The following is a 19696-nucleotide window of genomic DNA, read 5'->3' as shown; positions in this document are numbered from 1 at the left end:
CATGTGACGGTTGGACAGCAGTGCTATCCAACAAGGCGATCGGGAGGCCGGCATGTTCGCGAAACCCTTACCGGGCCGTACCACCGCAGCCGCCGAGGGGGACGTCGTCGTCCTGCTCATCGGAATGCGCATCAACCACTTCTGGGCCGTGCACCACTGGGTCCCGGTGATCACGGCCATGCCGCGCATGCTGCGGGAGCTCGCCAAGCACCCCACGCGGGGACTGCTCGGCCACGTCCTGCTCACCGCCTCGCCCCGCACGTACTACGTGGTCCAGTACTGGGAGTCCAAGGAGAAGCTCTACGCGTACGCCGCGGCCCCGGACATGCTCCACCACAAGGCCTGGTCGATCATCAACCGCAAGGATCGCGCGGGGCAGTTGCGCCGCCATGTGGGGCTCTGGCACGAGTCCTACATCGTGCCCGAGGGCTCGTACGAGTCGATCTACTTCGACATGCCGCCCTTCGGCCTGGCCGCGGCCACCGGGGTGCTGCCCCTGGAGGGCCGCGGCCGGCGCGCGGCCGACCGGTTCGCGCACCGCTCGCCCGTGGCCGGGCCGGATCAGTGAGCGGGGCCCGCGGTCACCTCACCGCCGGGGCCTGGTCGCGAGGGTGGCCGCGACGGTGACGGTCCGGGTGCAGGTGCCGTCGGCGTAGTGGTCCAGCAGGGCGTGGCGCAGCTCGGACTCGAAGGCGTCCTTCCGGTCGCCGAACAGGGCCGGGCTGGAGCAGGCGCGGGAGAACTGCAGGCCGATCACCTGGTCCACCGTGCAGCGCGTGGACCGCTCCCACGTCGTGGTCTCGACGCGGGAGAACGCCGACTTCGCGAGATGGTCCTCCACGTCCCGCAGTTCCTCCATGTCCGCCGGTTCGTCGGCCGACCGCGTCGCCGCGCCGTCCGCCGTGCCGTCCGCCGTGCCGTCGTCGGGTCCGAGGAAACGCGCGCGCACCTCGTCGACGACGGACGGCCAGGCCGCCGCCACGGAGGTGACGACGGCGATCCCGCCGCGCGGTGCGAGCACGGCGTCCAGGTCGGCCGGTACCCGCACCCGGTCCATCCGGTGGAACGCCCCGCCGATGACGCACAGGTCGATCCGGGGCAGGCACAGCCGGCCGATGCCGGCGGCGTCGCCGCGCAGCCAGGAGACGTTCCTGCGGCCCTGCTCCTCGGCGAGTCCGCACCCTTCGGCGAGCATGGCCGGCTCCGGGTCGACGGCGTAGACGTGCTCGGCCAGCGGAGCCAGCGGCAGGCTGAGCGTGCCCGGTCCGGCGCCGAGGTCCAGTACGGTCTGGGAGCCGTCGAGCGCGAACCGGTCCACGAGGAGCGCGTAGAGCTCCGCCGGGTACGGCGGCCGGTAGCGGGCGTAGTACGGGGCGGCGGACGCGTACGGGGTACTCATGAGGTCCTCCCTGGCCGGGGTTGCATCCGCCGATCGTGGAGCACAACCCGGCCCTCGGCAGCGGCCTGGCCCCGCAAATCCCCCGTACGGATGCCTGCCGTTCACGTACGGCCCGGTATCCGATCACTTCTGCGGGGTCAGCCGCTCCCACAGGAAGGTGTGGACGAGGGCCTCGTTGAAGGCCGTCTGCCGGTGGTCGGTGGCGCCCGCGTGGCCGCCCCCGAGGTGCTCGTGGAAGAGGACGGGATGCCCGTACTCCCGCAGCCGCGCGGCCATCTTGCGGGCATGGCCGGGGTGCACCCGGTCGTCGCGGGTCGAGGTGAGCAGGAGCAGCGGCGGGTACGCGGGCCCGTCCGCCCGGATCCGGTGGTACGGGGAGATCCGCTCCAGGTGCGGCCGGTCGGCCGGGCTGTCGGGGTCCCCGTACTCGGCGATCCAGCTGGCCCCGGCCAGCAGCTTGTGGAAGCGCAGCATGTCCAGCAGCGGCACGTGCGCGACGACGGCGCCGAACAGTTCCGGGTCGCGGGTCAGCATGGCGCCCATGAGCAGCCCGCCGTTGCTGCCGCCCTCGATGCCCAGCTGGGCGGGGGTGGTGATGTCCCGGGCGGTGAGGTCCCGGGCGACCGCGGCGAAGTCCTCGTAGGCCCGGACCCGGTTCGCGCCGAGGGCCGCCTTGTGCCAGGCGGGCCCGTACTCGTGCCCGCCCCGGATGCCCGCGACGACGTACGTGCCGCCGCGCGCGAGCCAGGCCCGTCCGGTGACCGCGCTGTACTGCGGGACCATGGAGATCTCGAAGCCGCCGTACCCGTAGAGCAGGGTCGGGCCGGGGCCCGGGCGGTCCTCGGGTCCGACGACGAAGTACGGCACCCTCGTACCGTCCGCGGAGGTCGCGAAGTACTGGCGTACGACGAGACCGGCGGTGTCGAAGAGCGCCGGGCTCTGCTTGAGGCTCTCGCTCTCGCTGTCGTCGCCGGCCGTGCCCCGGTAGAGGGTGGAGGGCTGGAGGAAGCCGGACACCTGGTGGAAGTACTCGTCGCCGACGTCCGGGTCCGTGTCGGTGACCGAGGCGGTGGACAGCGGCGGCAGGCCCGGCAGCGGTGCGCGGTGCCAGCCTCCCGGGCCCGTGCCCTCGCCCGCGCCGTCACCGGCGGCGGGGGTGAGGAGCTCCATCCGGGAGGAGACGTCGGCGCGGGTGCTGAGGATGAGGTGGTTGCGGGTCCAGCTGTATCCGGCGAGCGCGGTGCGCTCGTCCGGGGTGAACAGCACCTCGGCCTCGTGCTCCCCCGCCAGGAAGGCGTCGAGGTCGAAGGCGAGCAGACTGCCCGCGCCATGGCCGAGCCACGGAGACTTGGTGGTGACGGTCAGCCACCGGCGGTGGACGGAGGCGCCGGCGTCGTCCGGGACGTCGATCTTCAGCGGCGGGCCGGCGGCGTCCTCCTGGAGCAGGAAGAGCTCCTGGTTCCAGAAGTCGATCTGCCGGTGGACGAAGTCCCGTTCGAAGCCGGGGGTGTCGTCGTGCCATCCGGAGGCGGACAGGTCCGTCGGCCGGCCCTCGTAGACGAGTTCGGCGTCCGCGAGGGGCGTGCCGCGCCGCCAGCGGCGTACCTGGAGCGGGTAGCCCGACGCGGACATCGAGCCGGCGCCGAAGTCCGTACCGATCCAGACCCGGTCGTGGTCGATCCACCCGATCCGGGTCTTGGCCTCGGCGACGGTGAACCCGTCCTCGACGAATTCCAGGGTCTCCAGGTCGAACTCGCGCACCACGCAGGCGTCCGCGCCGTCCCGGGACAGCAGGACGAGGGCGTGCCGGTGCTCGGGGGCCAGGACCCGGCTGCCCGCCCAGGCCCATTTCTCACCCTCGGCCTCGGCGAGCGCGTCGAGGTCCAGGAGCACCTCCCAGGCCGGCCGGTCCGTCCGGTACTCCTCCAGCGTGGTCCGCCGCCACAGGCCGCGTACGTGGTCGGCGTCCTGCCAGAAGTTGTAGAGGTGGCCGCCCCGGCGGACGGTGTAGGGGATCCGGCCGTCGTCGTCCAGCACCTCGCGCATCTCCTGCTCGAGGACCTTGAACCCGGGTGAACCGGTCAGCTCGTCCACGGTCTCGGCATTGCGCTCCCGCACCCAGGCGAGGGCGGCGTCGCCGGATACGTCTTCCAGCCACAGGTAGGGGTCTTCATCGCTCATCAGGCGATTGTGCAGGAAGCGACCGGCAGGTGTGCGCCGTCCGGCCCCTCTCAGCCGTCGTCCGGCCCCTCTCAGCCGTCGTCGGCCGCCGTGCTCTCGGCCGTCGTGCCGTCGGCCGTGCGGCGGGCGTCGCGCAGCGCCGTGTGCACCGACCAGGTCACCGAGACCAGCGGGACCGCGACCACGGCGCCGACCACCCCGGCGGCGATGGCCCCCGCGACCACCGAGATCGCCACCACCAGCGGATGCAGCCGCACGGCCCGGCTCATCACCAGCGGATGCAGCAGATGGCCCTCGATCTGGCCGATGACCACGATCAGCGCGATGACCAGGCCCGCGACGAACGGCCCCTTCGCGGCCAGCGCGACCACCGCGGCGACCGCCAGCGCGACCGGCGATCCGATGAGGGGGATGAACGCGGCGAAGAACTCCAGGAGGGCCAGCGGCACGGCCAGCGGGACCCCGAGGAAGTACAGCGCCACCCCGACCAGGATCGCGTTCGTCGCCGCGACGAGGACGATCCCGCGGGTGTAGCCGGTGAACGTACACCAGGCCGCGCCGCCGGCGATGCCCACGCGGGCGCGTACCGACGGGGGCAGCTGCGCGCAGAACCAGGACCACTGCCGGTCGCCGCCGTGCAGGAAGAAGAAGGAGCAGAACGCCGCGAGGGCGAGCACGGTCAGGACGTGCACCAGGCGCCCGGCTCCGCTGACCGCCTGACTGAGCAGCGTGGAGCGGTGGCTCGACAGGTACGCGCCGAGGCGGGACTGGAGGTCGGAGAGCGCGTGCGGGTTCAGCCGGAAGGGCGGCCGCTCCAGGTACTCCTCGATGCTGGCGAGTCCCTGGCGGAACTCCCGGGCCAAGGTGGTGCTCTCCCCGGCCACCGCCGTGCCGACCAGGGTCAGCACGCCCAGCAGGAGCAGCGCGCTGCCGAGGAGGGTGACGGCGACCGCGACCGACCGGGGCAGGACGCGCGCGAGGCGCCGGGTGGGCCACCACAGCAGGGTGGCGACGACGAGGCCGAGGAAGAGTGCCACGGCGATCTCGTGGAACCGGCCGAGCACGGCGAAGAGGGCATAGACGGCGGCGCCGACCACCAGCAGGCGCCAGGCGTACGACGCTGCCGTACGCAGGAACGCTGACACCGGCGGCATGACCCATGGGTGCCACAGCGGGCCCGTGATGCCACGCGCCGGGCTCCGGATTCGCCCGTCCGTGGGCGGTACGGGGCCGATGCGCAGAAAATCCGTTGCCCCGGCCGGGACGCCCCCGGACGATGGCATCTCGTGAGCACTTCCCGATGGGCCGCCGTACTGCCCGATTTCGCCCCGTTTCGTTCCGGCCGCGACTTCCGGTTGCTCTTCTACCAGGGCACGGTGACGTACTTCGGCTCGTTCATGGCCATGATCGCGCTGCCGCTGCAGATCAAGCACCTGACGGACTCGCCGCTGGCGGTCGGTGCGATGGGTGCGGTGGAGCTCGTTCCGCTGGTGGTCTTCGGGCTGTACGGGGGCGCCCTCGCCGACGCGGTCGACCGGCGGAGGATGATCCTGCTGACCGAGGCCGGGCTCGGGGTGCTCGCCCTGGTGCTCCTGGTGAACGCGCTGCTGCCGGATCCGCTGCTGTGGCCGCTGTACGTGGTCGCGGCGGGGGTGTCGGCCCTGAGCGGGCTCCAGCGGCCGGCCCTGGACTCGCTGATGGCGCGGATCGTGCCGCACGAGCAGCTGACGGCCGCCGCCGCGCTCAACGGGCTGCGCTACCAGTTCGGGGCGATCGCCGGTCCGGCGCTGGCCGGTGTGGTCGTCGCGTTCGCCGGTCACGCCGCGGCCTACTCCGTCACCGTCCTCGGGTTCCTCGCCTCCGTGCTGCTGTGCCTGCGGCTCAGTCCGGCGCCTCCGGTGAAGGGGGCCGAGCGCCCGTCGCTGCGCGGGATAGCCGAGGGCGCGCGCTACGCGTGGAGCCGGCCCGTACTGCTGGGGACGTACGCCGTCGACCTGGCGGCGATGTTCTTCGCCTTCCCGAACGCGATCTACCCCTTCCTCGCGGACGAGCTCGACGCGGTCTGGGCGCTGGGGCTGATGTACGCGGCCGGGGCGGTGGGCTCGCTGGTGCTCGGCATGACCAGCGGCTGGATGTCCCGGGTCCGCCGGCACGGGCTGCTGGTGGTGTTCGGTGCCGCGGTGTGGGGCCTGGCGATCGCGGGGGCCGGCGCGTCCTCCGGCATCTGGCTCGTGCTGCTGTGCCTCGCGGTGGCGGGCGCGGGTGACATGGTGAGCGGGCTGGGCCGGGCGACGATCTGGAACCAGACGATCCCGGAGGAGCTGCGGGGCCGGCTCGCGGGCATCGAGGTGCTCTCGTACAGCGTGGGACCGCAGCTCGGGCAGGTCCGGGCGGGCACGATGGCCGGCTGGACCGGTACCCGTTCGGCTTTCTGGGGCGGCGGGCTGGCCTGTGTGGCGTCGGTGGCGGTGCTGGCCGCCCTGCTGCCGAAGCTGATCTCCTACGACGCCGACACCGACGAGGACGCGCTGCGCCGCCGGGCGGCCCGGGAGGCGGAGCCGAGCGGCGCGCCGGCGTGAGGCCGGGACGCCGCGCGGCGCGCCGGCCTCGGGCCGGACCGGTTCAGACACCGCTGGTGGCGGTGATCCTCCCGTCGGCGACGGCGGCGGTCAGCAGCGCGTGATCGGCGCGGGTCCGGTCCGCGTAGCGGAGCGCGAAGCCGGCCACGGCGCGGTCGAAGGTGTCGGCGCCGCCGAGGTAGCCCGCGATGGCTATGCGGTCGCCGGTGCGGGCGTGGGCGCGGGCCAGGGCCCTGCCGCACAGCTCGGCGTACCGGCCGAGCAGGCCCGGGGGCATGCCGGCGACATCGGCCGACCCCTTCATGTCGCGCAGCTGCCGGCCGTAGAAGTGGCGCCCGGCGGGTCCGGTCGTCCAGCCGAGGAAGATGTCGCCCGCGGCCTGCATGCGGCGCTGGCCCGCGACCACCCGGTGCCCTTCGTGATCGTGCCCGTCGTCCGGGAGGTGGCCTTGCAGGACGGACGGCACGGCTTCCTTGATCTGCAGGAAGAGCGGGTCGTCGGCATCGCGCCCGAGGAGCAGCACGATGAAGCAGCGGGTCCCCACGCTCCCGACGCCGACGACCTTGCGCGCCGCGTCGGCGAACCGGAAGCGGTCCAGCAGGAGGCGGCGTTCCTCGGCGAGGGTGCTGCGGTACTTGGCGAAGATCTGGTCGACCTCCCGTGAGTCCGCCCGGGCGAGGGGCTCCAGCAGCGGCGGATCGTGGATGATCCGCCGGCGCCCGTCGCGGACCTCGGTGAGCTTGCCGAGCGCGCGCAGGCTGGTGCGGCGGCGGGCGCGCGCCAGGGTGGCCTCCACCCGGTCGCGCTGTTCGGGCTTGCGGATGAGGGGCAGCAGCTCGGCGGTGTCGATCCGGTGGTACCAGACGTCCAGCTCGCGGTGTCCGGCGAGCTCCCGGATCGTCTGCCGGTAGGCGCGGGCCGCGCCGAGGGCGGCGCTCGCGGCGCGGTCGTCGCCGTGCCCGTTGTCGCGGGCGGCCACCGCGACGCTCGCGGCGAGCCGTTTGACGTCCCATTCGAAGGGGCCGGGGAAGGTCTCGTCGAAGTCGTTGACGTCGAAGAGGAGGGCGCGTTCCGGAGAGGCGAACACGCCGAAGTTCAGCAGGTGCGCGTCCCCGCACAGCTGGACGGTGAGGCCGGTCTGCGGCCCGGCGGCCAGGTCGGCGGCCATGATGGAGGCCGCGCCGCGCAGGAAGGCGAGCGGCGATGCCGCCATCCGGCCGTAGCGGATCGGCAGCAGCTCGGGCACCCGGTCGGTGCCCTGCCGCTGCAGTACCCCGATGGGGTCGGGCCGGTCCGGGGAGGCGGTCCACCGCCCGTGCGCGGCGCGGCCGGTGATCTTGCGGACGGCCCGTCCGCGCCGGACCCGCTCAGCTGGACTGGTCATGCGCCGCTCCTCGTCGCCGGTCCCTCCTCATCCTCGCCGCACGGGTCCGGTCCCGCATGTCGCCGTCCCCGCAGCGGTCCGGGGACGGCTCCGGTCAGCTCTCGTTCTCGGCGAGGATCCGGTCGGCCGCGTAGTGCGGGCAGTTGAGGGTGTGCCAGGTCACCGACAGTGACCCCGCTCCGGTCCGCAGGGTCCGCACCACTCCGTCGGCGGCGGTGGCCTTGCAGAAGGGGCACATGACGGTCTCCGGGCGCAGTAGATCGAACATGCCGTGTCCTTCCCGCAGCTTTCTCACACCGGACCAGTCCAGAACTATCAAATCCGGCGCCATTCGGCCGCAGTACCCACAAGTACGGATGGATATCGGGGGCCATGGCCCCACGGAAAGTGCGGTGGGACGGGAAGTGGGAGGTATCCGCGGGCGGCCGCCCGGCCGGCGAGGAGCCTTGTGGGGCCTGGAGTTCACCTTCGGACCGGGTGCGGGGCGGCCGGGCCCGCCGTCACCCCGGCGAGTCGGTGACGTCGTACGGGTTGCGCGGGACCGGGGCGGTGACGGGGCGCGGCCCGCCACCTCGCCGGGAGGTTACTCGCGAGGAAACGCGACCTTTGGCCATGGTGAGCACCCTCCGGTCGAGACCCTTCGGATCCCATGACCAAATGCGGATCCGCCATGCCGATCGAAGGATGTCCCGCATCCGGGACATGACACACTAACAGATGATCAGCGGGGCATATCCGCCCTTACCCCTACGAATCCAAGGCTACGCGGGGCCTCCGGGCTCGAAGCCCGCGAGCATCTGCTCCAGCGCCGCCTGGTCCGGCCCGGTGAAGGGATCGAGGCCCGGGACCGCGGCGATGGTGTCGATGAACTGCGTGGTCAGACCCACCGCGGGCGGCAGGTGCGTGCACAGGATGGTCTGCGGGTCCATCGAACGCAGCGGGTCCACGGTGGTCAGGAACCGGTCCGGGTCCACCATCTGCACCCAGGGGCTGTCCACGCTCGCCCACAGCCGCTGGGCGGCCCTGAGGTCCTCGGCCGGCACCTGGCCGACGTCGGTGCTCGTGGCGATGTCCGCGCTGGGCATGGGACCGCCGAAGCAGTCGGAACTGAAACAGGTCCGCGAACGGTCGTCGTAGAAACCGACGGTGGCCGGGTTGTCGAACAGAGGGGGCCGGAAGGCGTGCAGTGTCCGGTCGCCCACGTCCAGGCTCTGGCCCGGATTGAGGAAGTACACCCGGTCCATGGGCAGGGGCCGCTCCGTGGACATGATCCCGGCGCCCAGGAACGTGGTCACCAGCCGTGCCCCGGGTGCGGCTTCGAGCAGTGCGAAGAGGCCGCCCGTGTGGTCGCGGTCCGGGTGGGTCAGCCAGATCCACCGCACGTCGGCGGGATCCATCACCGAACCGAGCGTGTCGAGGAAGTCCCGGTCGGGCAGGCCGAGGCCGGTGTCGACGACCACCGGCTGCTCCGCGTGCAGGACGAAGGAGTTGACCGGGAGGAATCCGATGCCCGGAACCTCCAGGCAGTCCGCGAGGACGGTGGTGTCGGGTCCCACCTTGTGCGTGCCCATGACGGTCTCCACAGCTGTGCGAGGTACGGCTCCTCACTCCATCGTGGCGCCCCCCGCTTGTGCCCGCGCGCGGGAGGCGGTAGCGGTGCCGGGCGTGACCGGCTCAGTTCGCGCAGTGCGTGTCCCGGGCCGGACGGCGGCCGCTCCTGAGGAACTCGGTGACGGCGCGGTCGCCGCACGCGTTGCCGTTGCCGAGGTACAGCCCGTGGCCGCCCTGCTCGACGGTCACCAGCCGGGCCCGGTCGCCCAGCGCCTCGCGCATCTTCAGACCCCCGGAGAGCGGGGTGGCCGGGTCCCGGCGGCTCTGGAGCATCAGGATGTTGGACGGGCCGTCGTCGGTGATCCGGGCCGGCTTCTGCGTAGGGGTCTGCCAGAAGGAGCAGGGCAGTACATTCACCGGCATGCCGGCCGTGAGCGGGTACCGGGCACGGTCCGCTTCGACCGCCCGCCGGTACGAGGCCATGGGCGCGTCCGGCCACGCCACGTCGTTGCAGATGACGCTGACCATGAGCGCGGCGTCCTCGTTCCGGATGGGCGCGGCGAGCTCCTTGGGGAGCACCGGGGTCCCCGCCGGGTCCTGCGCCGTCTGCACGAGCCGGGCCAAGGAGGCGAAGGCGGCGTCGGCGTAGAGCGCGTTCTGGAGGGCCTGGCGCAGGCCGTTGCCGGTCAGCGGCACTCCGGGGGTCGTCGTCGCCCTCGGCTCGCGGTCCAGCCGGGCCGCGAGCGAGACGAGGAGCGGCTCCACCTCCTGCGCTGCCGCGGCCAGTCGCAGGCCGTCCCGGTCCCGGTCGGGGTGGGTCGCCCAGGCCGCGAGGTCGGGGAGGCGGTCCGCCGCGCCCTGCGACATGTTCGCCAGCCAGCCGCGGGCGACCCGCTCGGGGTCGGGGTCGCCGCTGCTGTCGAGGACCCAGCGGTCGGTGTGCCGGGGATACTTCTGCGCGTACACGGCGCCCACGTACGTCCCGTAGGAGGTGCCCCAGGCGGAGAGTTTGCGCTCGCCGAGCGCCGCGCGGAAGCGGTCCATGTCGCGGACCTGGTTGGCCGTGGTGAAACTGCGCAGCTCGGGGCCGCCGCGCAGGGCGCAGGCCTCGGCGATGCGCCGGGACCGGGCGATGTTCTCGGTGATCTCACCGTTCGGGCCCGGCCAGGACCGCAGGCTGGTCAGGTACCGGTCCTCGGGGGCGAGGTCACAGCTGGCGGTGGTACTGGCGCCCACTCCGCGCGGATCGAAGGCGACGAGGTCGTAGGCCCCGGCGAGTTCCCGCCGCAGGGCGTCGCCCTTCTGCGTCAGGCGCTGCACACCGGATCCGCCCGGTCCGCCGGGTATCACCACCAGCGTGCCGCGCCGGGCCTCGGGGCGGTCGCTGCGGATACGGGAGACGGCGACGGTGAGCTGCCGGCCGTCGGGGTCGTCGTAGTCGAGCGGGACGGGCAGCTCGGCGCACTCCTGGGCGGCGGGCGCGTCCGGATGGGCACAGCGGTGCCAGTCGAGCTGCGGGCCGGCGGGTGCGGGCCGGGCCACGGCCGGTGCGGCGGTCGCGGTCATCGTGGCCGCCACGGTGGCCGTGGCGAGCGCGAGGAGCAGGGTCTTGTACGGGTAAGTCGTCATGGCGCAAGCCTTGTTGATCTCACCTCGGGGTCCCATCCGGCTTGCCGGTCGGCCGCCGGTAGGGCTAACCCCCTGCTCCCCGTTCCGTGTCGGCTCAGGGCAGCGGCACGCCGCGGGCCGTGATCCAGAGCTCGTACCACTCCTCGTGCGTGAGCTCGGGCTCGCGCAGCGCCGCGTCGCTGCAGGCGCGGATCCGCTCGGGGCGCGCGCTGCCGATGACCGGCGCGATGGCGGCGGGGTGCCGCATCAGCCACCACAGCAGGACCGACTCGGGCGTGGTGTTCTTCTGCCGGGCCAGCTCGGCCAGCAGCTGCGCGGTGGCCCGCTCGGCGGGCGTCTCCTCGCGGCCGGTGAAGCGGCCCTGCGCCAGCGCGCCCCAGGCCTGGAGGCGGATGCCGTGGTCGCGGCAGTGCTCCAGCGTGCCGAACGGGAACCCGTTCTGCGCGGATTCCGGTGTGTTCAGGAGGACTCCGGCCTCGACCCAGGCACGGCTGTGCAGGCTCATCTCCAGCTGGTTCGCCGCCAGCGGTACGTCGAGCCGGGCCTGGAGGTGGGCGATCTGTGCGGCGCCCGTGTTGGACACGCCGAAGCCCCGTACGAGGCCCTGGCGGTGCAGGGAGGTCAGCGCGGAGGCGATCGAGTCCACGTCCGCCAGCGGGTCGGGGCGGTGCAGCAGGAGGACGTCGATCACATCGGTCCGCAGCCGGGTCAGGCTCTCCTCGACGCGCCGCGTGATGCTCTCCCCGCGCAGGTCGTACGTCCCCGGGCGGTCCTTGTCGCCCAGCCGGATCCCGCACTTGGTCTGGAGGGTGATGCGCTCGCGCAGCCCCGGTGCGCGCGCGAGCACCTCTCCGAAGACGGCCTCGGCCTTCCCGTGCCGGTAGATGTCGGCATGGTCGAAGGCGGTGATCCCGATGTCGAGGGCGGCGGCGACGGCCGCCTCGGCGGCGTCGATGTCCGCGGGCCCGTACGGGTCGGGGTCCCAGCTCCCGCCCAGGCCCATGCACCCGTACAGCACCCGGTCGCCGCTCAAGCTCGTACTCGCGTTCGTCACCATCCCACCCTAAGCGGGTGTCCGACGGGTACTTCACGGCATGCGACGGGATGAGCAGCGGTTCACACCGGGCCCGATGCACGGCCTGACCGGCGCATACCCAATGATGTCCGGATGCAGAGACACATGGAGACCGGGCGGTGGTCGCGGCGGCGGTCGCTCCGCCGCCGGTTCGGCCGCACGGCGGCGACCCTGAGCCTGTTGACCGCGGTGGCGTGCACGTCGGGGCAGACACCGGCTTCGGTCACGGATGCCGGCGCGGGCACCGGGTCGGCCGACGAGGTCACCGTGGCCACCTGGAACATGTGCGGGGTGCGGCAGTGGAGCTGCGAGAAGACCGGGGGCCCGAAGGAGAAGCTCCAGCAGCTGCGCGACCTGATCGGCGATTCCGGCGTCCAGGTCCTGCTCCTGCAGGAGGTGTGCTCCGAGGACCTGCTCTCCTTCGCCCGCAGCCTCGGCCCGCAGTGGCACTCGGCCTTCGAACCGTACGCCGACGTCGACTCGGCGGGCCGCCGTACGCCCGTCGGCTGCACCGGGCAGGGTCGGGGCCAGGCGGGCTACGGTCTGCTGACCGGCTCCCCGCTCACCGACGTGGAGGCGATACCGACCGAGCAGCCGACGGTGGGACTGCACCGCGGGATCCTGTGCGCGCGGATCCCGGCCCAGCGGCTGCGGGTGTGCAACGCGCACGTGTCGCTGCGGGAGAGCGACGACGAGCACCCGGACTGGGACTTCCGCGACGACCAGCTGAGCTCGCTGGTCGCCGCCGCGTCGACGGACGCCGCCACGGTCTTCGGCGGGGACTTCAACTCCCCGCCGCCGGCGGGCGACCGGGACACCTCCGCCTGGATCTGGCCGTCGGAGGCGTACACCACGTACCGCGAGTGCGACCAGAAGGGCAGCTCGCGGGCGGGGCGCGCCACCCTCAAGGACGGCACGAAGATCGACTACCTGTTCACCCAGCTCCCCCGCACCGCCTGCAAGGTGGTGGACACCAAGGCGTCCGACCACCGGCCGCTGGTGATGCGGGTGAGCCGCCCCGAGGATCCTGCCGGGGTCAGTACCGTGCGTTGAAGTAGGCCCCCTGGGCGGGGACGGTGTAGGTGTTGACGACGGTGAAGGCGGCCGTGGTCCACGCGGCCGCGTTGCCCATGACGTCCACCGCGACGGCCTCGACGAAGTGCGGACCCTCGGGCCAGGCCCAGCCCGCGTCCCAGCTCCAGCTGCCGTCGGCCATCACCGCGGTCGCCCCCAGGCCGGCACCGTCTTTGCGGAACTCCACGCGCACGGCGCCGGGCGCATAGCCCATGAAGCCGACCGAGGGACCCGGTACCTGCTGCTGCGGGGACGGCGCCGTCACCGTCAGCACCACGGGCTGGGCCGGCACGGGCATCTGGGCGGGTCCCGACGCCGGCGCCTGCACCGATGCCGGTTCGTGCGCGGCGCTCTCCTCCAAGGCCGTGAAAATCACTTCGGTGCGCTTGGAGTGATAGTTGTTCGCATCCGCCGCGAAGAGCCTCACCACATGCCGTCCCCGGGCCCAGGGCTTCTCCCGCTGCCAGGTCCAGCTGCCGTCGGCGGCCACGGGTGCCGCGCCCTGGTACTTGCCGTCCTCCCAGACGCTGACCCGGACCGCGCCCACCGGAGCGGTCCCGACGAAACGGATGGCGTTCCGGGGCATCTGCGTGTTCGCGGCGGGGGCGACGACCACCGGCCGGGGAAAGGAGTCCCCCTTCACCTGCGAGGTGTCGGCGAGATAGGCGTCGATGACGGAGGTGTTGCGGTCCGGCTGTTCGTAGCCGGTCCTGACCATGCCGATGCGGGGCGCGATTCCGTCGACGAGGAGGTTGAGCAGACCCATGACGGCCGGCAGGTTCCGCAGCGGCACCCTCCCGTGGGGGGCGACCAGGGGAGAGTCGTGGTAGACGAAGTTGACGTTCTCGTACCCCTGGAACAGGCCGAGGAGCGGTTCCACCTGGCGCGCGTAGTGCTCGTCCCTGGGCGAGGAGATGAGATACACGTTGGCCGGGCGGCCCACGCCGCCGCGCACCACTTCCGGCAGGACCGAGTCGAGGGTGCGGATGTTCGGCTCCGCCCGCTCCCCCGGCGTCACCCGCGCGGGGCCCGGCATGTCCTGTCCGGCGTACATGCCGGTCAGGAAGCGGGGCATGCTGGCGACGATGTTCTTGAAGCCGTACTTCAGCCCGAAGTACAGAGCAGCGCCGGCTCCCTTCGAGGTGCCGAACACGGTGCAGTCGTCCGGTGTCAGGGACAGCGCGTTCATGACGCGTGAGATGAGACCGGCGACGGACTCGTCGAGCGCGAAGTCCATCCCGTTGCACAGGTAGTGGCTGTTCTCCCCGTCGAACAGGTCGCGGACCCACAGGACGTTGGCCCGGAGGTCGTGGAGCGGTCCGTTCGATCCGCCGTATTCACCGGGCACGGCATGGTTGGCGAAGACCACGATCAGATGACGGTTGCCGTTCTTCGCGTGCGAGAAGCGGTACTCGATGGGCACCGGACCGGAGGACTCCACGCCCGTGAAGACGCGGCGCGCTTTCTGGGCTGCCTCAGACATGCTCGGAATCCATTCTTCTCACCGGCTGGCCCGGCACCCGGCCGAGGGTGTTCGCCTGCCAGGGCACGGACTGGCGCGTGGTGTGGCTGTCGGCCATGCCGACGGCCGGCGCCTGAGCGTGCGCGGGGTCGAGATCCCCGCCGGCGATCAGGATGCGGTCGGTCAGCCTGGCCGAGGCGTAGCCGTCGTCGAGGTCGCAGAACTCCTGCTGGAACCAGCGGTAGCGGGCGGCGTAGCCGTGCTGGATGCGGTCGATGTTGCGGATCGCTCCGATCAGCTCCGGGGAGGTGAACACGAGCGGGCCGGGGGCGGACTGCTCGAAGTCGAAGTAGAAGCCGCGCAGGGTGTCCCGGTAGTGGTCCAGGTCGTAGGTGAAGAAGAGGATGGGCCGCCCGGTGTTGACGAAGTCGAACATCAGGGAGGAGTAGTCCGTGATCATCACGTCTGCGATGAGCGAGAGGTCCGCCATGTCCGGGTAGTCGGACACGTCGAAGACGAAGCCGTCGCCGGCGCCCGGTACGGGGTCCACCACGTTGGGGTGGCGCCGCACGAGCAGGACGTGGTCGTGGCCCAGCTGCGCCTTGGCCTGGTCGAGGTCGATGCGGAAGTCGAGCTTGTACTTTCCGGGTGCGTAGAACTGGTCGTCGCGCCAGGTGGGCGCGTACATGATGGCCTTCTTGCCCGGCGGCAGACCGATGCGGCGGCGCACCTCGGCCGCCCGCTGCCCGGAGTCCGCGCGGCGCAGGATGTCGTTGCGCGGATAGCCGCTCTCGACCATCTCGCCCGGGAACTGGAAGGCCCGCTTGAGGATCGGGGTGCTGAAACTGTTCGGGGACACCAGCATGTCCCAGTTCTGCACCTCCTTCTCCACGCGCTCCAGGTACCGCTTGTCCGCGAAGTGCACGGCTTCGATGTCGTGCCCGATGCGCTTGAGCGGGGTGCCGTGCCAGGTCTGCACGACGACCTGTCCGTCGCGCTTCTCGAACCAGTCCGGCAGGTGGTTGTTGGCCACGACGTACTTCGCCCGGCCCATGGCCTCGTACCAGTCGGGGGACCACATGCGCACGGGCCGCGCGGTGGGGGGAACCTCCACCTGGTCGTCGCGCACCACCCACAGGTGCTCGACGTCCAGGCCCCGGCGGAGCATCTCCTCGTGCAGCGCGCGCGGGCTGTCCGAGTACTGGGTCCCCTTGAAGGCGTCGAACAGCACGGCCTGTATCACGGGCTTGCGGCGGGCCGCCGGGTACGCCTTGGTGCGCATCAGCTTCTGCCGGTACGGGCCGCGGGCCTCGTCCGGCATCGCCGAGTGGACCAGGAGCGAGAGCCGGTCGTACGCCTCGGACTGCAGCTCGTACCGGCGCTCGTTGCCGGTCATCTCGCTGGGCAGGGTGGGGATCAGATCCTGCGTCATCTTGACCATGAGGTCGCTGGAGCGGTTCTCGGGGGTGACCGCGGAGGGGTCCTGGCGGCGCAGGAAGAAGTCCCAACGGCCGGCGGCCAGCGGGATGTCGCCGGCGAGGGTCCGCATCCCTGCGGGCGAGACGACGAAACGGAACTCCCGTCCGTGCCAGGCGATGGGCACGACGCGCTCGGCACCATGGGCCCGGGAGCGTACGACGATGTGTGCCGCGGCGAACTCGGCGGCGCTCAGCCGGTCTTCGGCCGCGTAGCTGACGGTGACTTCGAGGGAGCCGTCCTGGAGCCATTGCGTCGACGTGGCCATCGGCAGGGTGTCCCGCTCGAACAGCACCACGTATCCGGAGCCGTTGCGGTGTATGAAGACCTCGCGGTCCGCGTCGTCGGTCTGCAGGACGGCCGGGAGCCGGTAGTGACCGTCCTCGGCTTCCTCCGCCATGACCGGGTAGATGGCCGCCTTGCGGCCCTCGACGTGGAGGGTGGTCTTCCAGCCGTTGCTGCCGGTGTTCCAGGTCTGCGGAATTCCGCCGTCGTCAGCTCCGCGGTGCCCCGGGACCAAGGCCTTGAGCGGAACCCTGGTGATGAAGGTGGACCAGCCCTCGCCGCCGTACTTGAAGTGGACCCATGAGTCGTGGCGGCCGGCGCCGCCCATGCTGGTGACCCGGAACTTGCCCCACTCGGGGATCTTGTCGCCCAGGTAGACGCCGCCGAGTTCGAGGTGGTCGCCGACGACCCGGTGCCGGGTGATGCGGCAACGGACCCGCTCCACGCGGAGCTTGAGCTTGCCCTGCATGAAGAGCGGCACCACTCGGGTGTTCTTCTCCACGTACCGGTAGGGCGGGTTGGCCGCGCTGCCCGAGCCTCCCCTGGCTATGCCCTTGTAGCGGAAGAGTCCGCGGCTCAGCACACCGGCGGCCACGTCCCAAGTGCCCTCGACCCACTCGCCCTTGTGCTTGAGACGGGAAGTGTCGAAGCTGACCTGGAAGCCGGACCAGTCGTAGCAATAGCGGTTCTGCTGCGAGTACTCGGTGGCCTGGGGGTAGTAGGTGGTCTTCGCCCTGGCCACGACCACGCGGCCCTGCTTCTTGTTGCGCAGCGCGATCGCCTTCATCGACATGTGCCGCTTGTGCACGTTGATGAAGCGGACGTAGGCGGATCCCTCCAGGGTCAGGTGATCGGAGTCGTCCCAGTGCGCCCGGGCGAGCGAACCGTGCAGCGAGAGTTCCTTGTCGAGCCGGTAGGCGCTCTTGTCGAGGCCGATCGACCGGTCGCCGAGATAGGGGTAGTTGAGGTAGCGGTGGAAGCGACGCTGGACGGGCAGGGGCCCGCCCTTCCGCTCGAACTCGACGACATCGAGCAGCTCCTTCAGGCGCCCCTCGCGCACCAGCAGCCACTTGACTCGGGCGTCGGCGGGAAGCTCCTGGATGATGTCCGCGTCGGCCTCGTCCAGGAACTCGTTCGCCCATTGCATGAAGGCGTCCTGGTACTCCTCGTCGGCGTCCGGCAGCACCTTCAGATGCAGCATCAGGTCCGACTTCAGGCAGGCCAGGTCGTACTTGCGCTTGTGGTCCGAGTAGGACCTCGCACGGTGTCCGGCAAGGAAGCGGCTGACCGACCGGACCGCGGAGACCCGGTCCTGGAGGTTGCTGAATTCGGTGTGCCGCTGGGTGATGGAGGGCGCGGCGCCGCCCTCGCGCCGACGCCAGAAGTAGACGATGTCCGTGAGGATGTCGACCTTGGCGGCCCGGAAGTGCGCGAACATGTTGACCCAGGAGTCCTCGTACATGACGCCCTCGGGGAACGCGATGTAGTGGTAGTCCCAGAAGGACCGCCGGAACAGCTTGTTCCACACGGTGCGGTCATAGATGAGGTCGGGCAGCTTCGTGATGTGCGTGCCGCGCTTGCTCTTCTGCATGGGCGCCTTGTGCAGGGGGGACTGCCACCGCTTGGTGGAGTTCATCATCTGCACGTTGCCCGATACGAAATCGGAACCGGAACCCTCAAGGGTCTGCACGAGCAGCTCGTAGGCGTACTCGGGTATGACGTCGTCGCCGTCGACGAACGCGAGGAACTCGGCTTGCGGATGGGCGGCTCGGATGCCGACATTACGGGCATGCCCCGGCCCCATCGACTCCTGACGCAGGAGCTTGAACCTGGGGTCACGACTGGCGAAGTCCGCGGCGATCGCCGTCGAGGAGTCGGTCGAGCCGTCATCGACCATGATCACTTCAAGGTCGGAGAACGTCTGCCTGGCGATTGATTCCAGGCATTCCTGGAGATATATCTCAACGTCCTGGAAGGGCACGACAACACTCAGGCGGGGCATACCTGCCACTCAGAAAGCTCCTCGATAGTCACACGTCGGAGGGCGCACCGGAAGTTGCCAAGACGCGCCGCCAGACCCGCCCCTGAATCTGGTCACCCACCGCTCCCCGGACACTCGACCCGCCCCACCGTCTTCAGCCGCACACTTATACGGCCTTGACAGCGCGTGAGCAGCGTAGGGCAATCACTTAATGGCGAGCAAGTGTTCATGACCGCTTCACCCGCTCAGGGCTTCACGTATGCGAATGAGTGGCCATCTTCCACGCCCACCGAGGAGCCCAACTCCCCACCGGCCCAGGGTGCCGCGCGGAAGCGCGGTGCTTCCGTCGCCATTGGCCCCGCACCCTGGTGAGGTAGGTCACCCCACACGACACCAGGGGCCGAACGCCAGACCCCGGTCCGTCAGATCCTGCCGGGCGATCAGCAGCCCGCCATCCATGTCGATCATCGCGATTGCGACCGAGCCCCGGGCGTCGAGCGAGATGGCCGGGAGCCCCGCGCACCGGTCCCCCACCGGGGCCCACCAAGTGCCGTACTGCTCGCCCTCCGTCGGGTACGCGGCGATTTCCGGGCAGCCCTCGGATCCCCGCTGCAGCAGGACGGTGCAGTCGTAACCGTCAATGCGCGTACGGGCGATGCCCACCGGGCCGACCCCGCCCGCACCCCCCAGCGGCATGAGCGCGGGAGACGTGCCGGCGGGAGCCTGCGGACGATAGGCGATGACACCGCCGTCCGCCGGGTGGCGCCAGAAATAGGTGCCGGTGCCGGGGCCCGTCTCGCAGGAGCTGTACGTCCCCTCGACGGCGTCGGCCTCGATGCGCCCGAGCCACCTGAAGTCGCTGCCCGGCGCGTCCTGGCCCCAGTACGAGGCCCCACCCCGGAAGGGGGCCAGGAATTCGGCCCGCCCCTGGGCCGTCACCAGGGGAACGACGGCCCCACGGACCCATTTGCCCTGATAGTCAACCCATTTATCCCATGTGCCATCGGCGCGCCGGGTCCGGCCGCCGACTCCCGCGCCGAACCGGGTGGTGAGGATGTGGAGCGACCCGGTGCCGTCGGGGAGCACGATCGGATCCCCCGGCGGGGGCAGGGGCTCCCCGCCCTCCTGCCTGGGCTCCGGGAACGGGTTGCCCACCGCGCGCCAGTCGCCGAGCGGGCGGCCGGTCTGGTACTGGGTGGCGATGATCAGCTCGCGGCCGCCCGGCGCCCCGTCCCGATGGCGGGTGCCGGCGAACCAGACGAATCCGTTGGAATCCTGGGCCAGCGTGAACCGGCCCGCCCATCCTTCGACGGGGAACAGCTCGGGGCCCTGCCAGATGTCGGAGCCGGGCGCGGACTCGGTCCAGCGCACCAGGCCCTCGGCGCAGCTCGCGTAGGCGGTGAGCCGGCCGTCCCGCCCCAGGCGGAGCCAGCCCCGGGCCGCGCTTCCACCGTCGGCCGCGGCGGCTATCTCCGAGCCCAGGAGCGTGGATGCGGCGGAGGTGGCACCTCGGTCCGCTTCCGCACGTCCGCGTCGCACCATGTCCTGCCCACTCCCGCCCCAACTAGTCCCTTTTGCCCGGCCTTACCCGGCGGGCCGTGGGACAATTTACGGCAGTGC

14 protein-coding genes are annotated in these 19696 nt (G+C 71.4%); 3 read left to right on the top strand and 11 right to left on the bottom strand.

Annotated elements, in window-relative coordinates; translation table 11 throughout:
* The first annotated feature begins 52 nt into the window (after positions 1 to 52).
* On the top strand, positions 53 to 568 hold the full coding sequence (locus ACFY04_RS08910; protein WP_389115138.1) for a DUF4188 domain-containing protein: 516 nt from the start codon (positions 53 to 55) through the stop codon (positions 566 to 568).
* 18 nt (positions 569 to 586) lie between these two features.
* On the opposite strand, the gene ACFY04_RS08905 is transcribed toward ACFY04_RS08910, so the two are convergent.
* The 3 genes from ACFY04_RS08905 to ACFY04_RS08895 form a co-directional block, all read right to left on the bottom strand.
* A complete protein-coding gene (locus tag ACFY04_RS08905) occupies positions 587 to 1399 on the bottom strand; it encodes a class I SAM-dependent methyltransferase (RefSeq protein WP_389115137.1) in 813 nt (270 codons plus the stop codon).
* Positions 1400 to 1522: 123 nt separating this feature from the next.
* Complete coding sequence (locus ACFY04_RS08900) at positions 1523 to 3580, bottom strand: prolyl oligopeptidase family protein (RefSeq protein ID WP_389115135.1); 2058 nt, start codon at positions 3578 to 3580, stop codon at positions 1523 to 1525.
* A gap of 71 nt (positions 3581 to 3651) precedes the next feature.
* A complete protein-coding gene (locus ACFY04_RS08895) occupies positions 3652 to 4734 on the bottom strand; it encodes an AI-2E family transporter (protein WP_389115134.1) in 1083 nt (360 codons plus the stop codon).
* A 132-nt stretch (positions 4735 to 4866) separates the two neighbouring features.
* Between ACFY04_RS08895 and ACFY04_RS08890 the strand changes: the two genes are divergently transcribed.
* Positions 4867 to 6159, top strand: coding sequence for an MFS transporter (locus ACFY04_RS08890; protein WP_389115133.1), 1293 nt, complete (start codon positions 4867 to 4869; stop codon positions 6157 to 6159).
* Positions 6160 to 6202: 43 nt separating this feature from the next.
* Here the strand turns inward: ACFY04_RS08890 and ACFY04_RS08885 are convergent, their stop codons facing one another.
* The 5 genes from ACFY04_RS08885 to ACFY04_RS08865 all read right to left on the bottom strand — a co-directional run bounded on the left by ACFY04_RS08885 (position 6203) and on the right by ACFY04_RS08865 (position 11780).
* The gene (locus tag ACFY04_RS08885; protein ID WP_389115132.1) at positions 6203 to 7543 is read right to left on the bottom strand and encodes a DUF2252 domain-containing protein; all 1341 of its coding nucleotides are present in this window, start codon (positions 7541 to 7543) and stop codon (positions 6203 to 6205) included.
* Between the two features lie 94 nt (positions 7544 to 7637).
* Positions 7638 to 7811 (bottom strand): hypothetical protein, encoded by a 174-nt coding sequence (locus ACFY04_RS08880; protein WP_301373390.1) that lies wholly within the window; start codon positions 7809 to 7811, stop codon positions 7638 to 7640.
* Between the two features lie 493 nt (positions 7812 to 8304).
* On the bottom strand, positions 8305 to 9114 hold the full coding sequence (locus ACFY04_RS08875) for an MBL fold metallo-hydrolase (RefSeq protein ID WP_389115130.1): 810 nt from the start codon (positions 9112 to 9114) through the stop codon (positions 8305 to 8307).
* Positions 9115 to 9217: 103 nt separating this feature from the next.
* The gene (locus ACFY04_RS08870) at positions 9218 to 10723 is read right to left on the bottom strand and encodes an alpha/beta hydrolase (RefSeq protein ID WP_389115128.1); all 1506 of its coding nucleotides are present in this window, start codon (positions 10721 to 10723) and stop codon (positions 9218 to 9220) included.
* Between the two features lie 94 nt (positions 10724 to 10817).
* On the bottom strand, positions 10818 to 11780 hold the full coding sequence (locus ACFY04_RS08865; protein ID WP_389115127.1) for an aldo/keto reductase family oxidoreductase: 963 nt from the start codon (positions 11778 to 11780) through the stop codon (positions 10818 to 10820).
* Between the two features lie 111 nt (positions 11781 to 11891).
* Between ACFY04_RS08865 and ACFY04_RS08860 the strand changes: the two genes are divergently transcribed.
* Complete coding sequence (locus ACFY04_RS08860) at positions 11892 to 12851, top strand: endonuclease/exonuclease/phosphatase family protein (RefSeq protein WP_389115126.1); 960 nt, start codon at positions 11892 to 11894, stop codon at positions 12849 to 12851.
* On the opposite strand, the gene ACFY04_RS08855 is transcribed toward ACFY04_RS08860, so the two are convergent.
* The 3 genes from ACFY04_RS08855 to ACFY04_RS08845 all read right to left on the bottom strand — a co-directional run bounded on the left by ACFY04_RS08855 (position 12835) and on the right by ACFY04_RS08845 (position 19618).
* Positions 12835 to 14355 carry a hypothetical protein gene (locus ACFY04_RS08855; RefSeq protein WP_389115125.1) on the bottom strand — a complete coding sequence of 507 codons (1521 nt, stop codon included), beginning with the start codon at positions 14353 to 14355 and terminating at the stop codon, positions 12835 to 12837. The two genes, ACFY04_RS08860 and ACFY04_RS08855, sit on opposite strands and share 17 nt — an antisense overlap.
* On the bottom strand, positions 14348 to 18097 hold the full coding sequence (locus ACFY04_RS08850) for a CDP-glycerol glycerophosphotransferase family protein (protein ID WP_389115445.1): 3750 nt from the start codon (positions 18095 to 18097) through the stop codon (positions 14348 to 14350). The genes ACFY04_RS08855 and ACFY04_RS08850 overlap by 8 nt, the downstream gene beginning before the upstream one ends.
* A gap of 357 nt (positions 18098 to 18454) precedes the next feature.
* Positions 18455 to 19618, bottom strand: coding sequence for a hypothetical protein (locus tag ACFY04_RS08845; RefSeq protein WP_389115124.1), 1164 nt, complete (start codon positions 19616 to 19618; stop codon positions 18455 to 18457).
* Positions 19619 to 19696 lie beyond the last annotated feature (78 nt).

It is taken from the genome of Streptomyces sp. NPDC001549 (genome assembly GCF_042894025.1).
Taxonomy (GTDB): Bacteria; Actinomycetota; Actinomycetes; order Streptomycetales; family Streptomycetaceae; genus Streptomyces; species Streptomyces kutzneri.
Note: the sequence above shows the minus strand (reverse complement) of the source record. Positions and strands in the feature narration are given on the sequence as shown.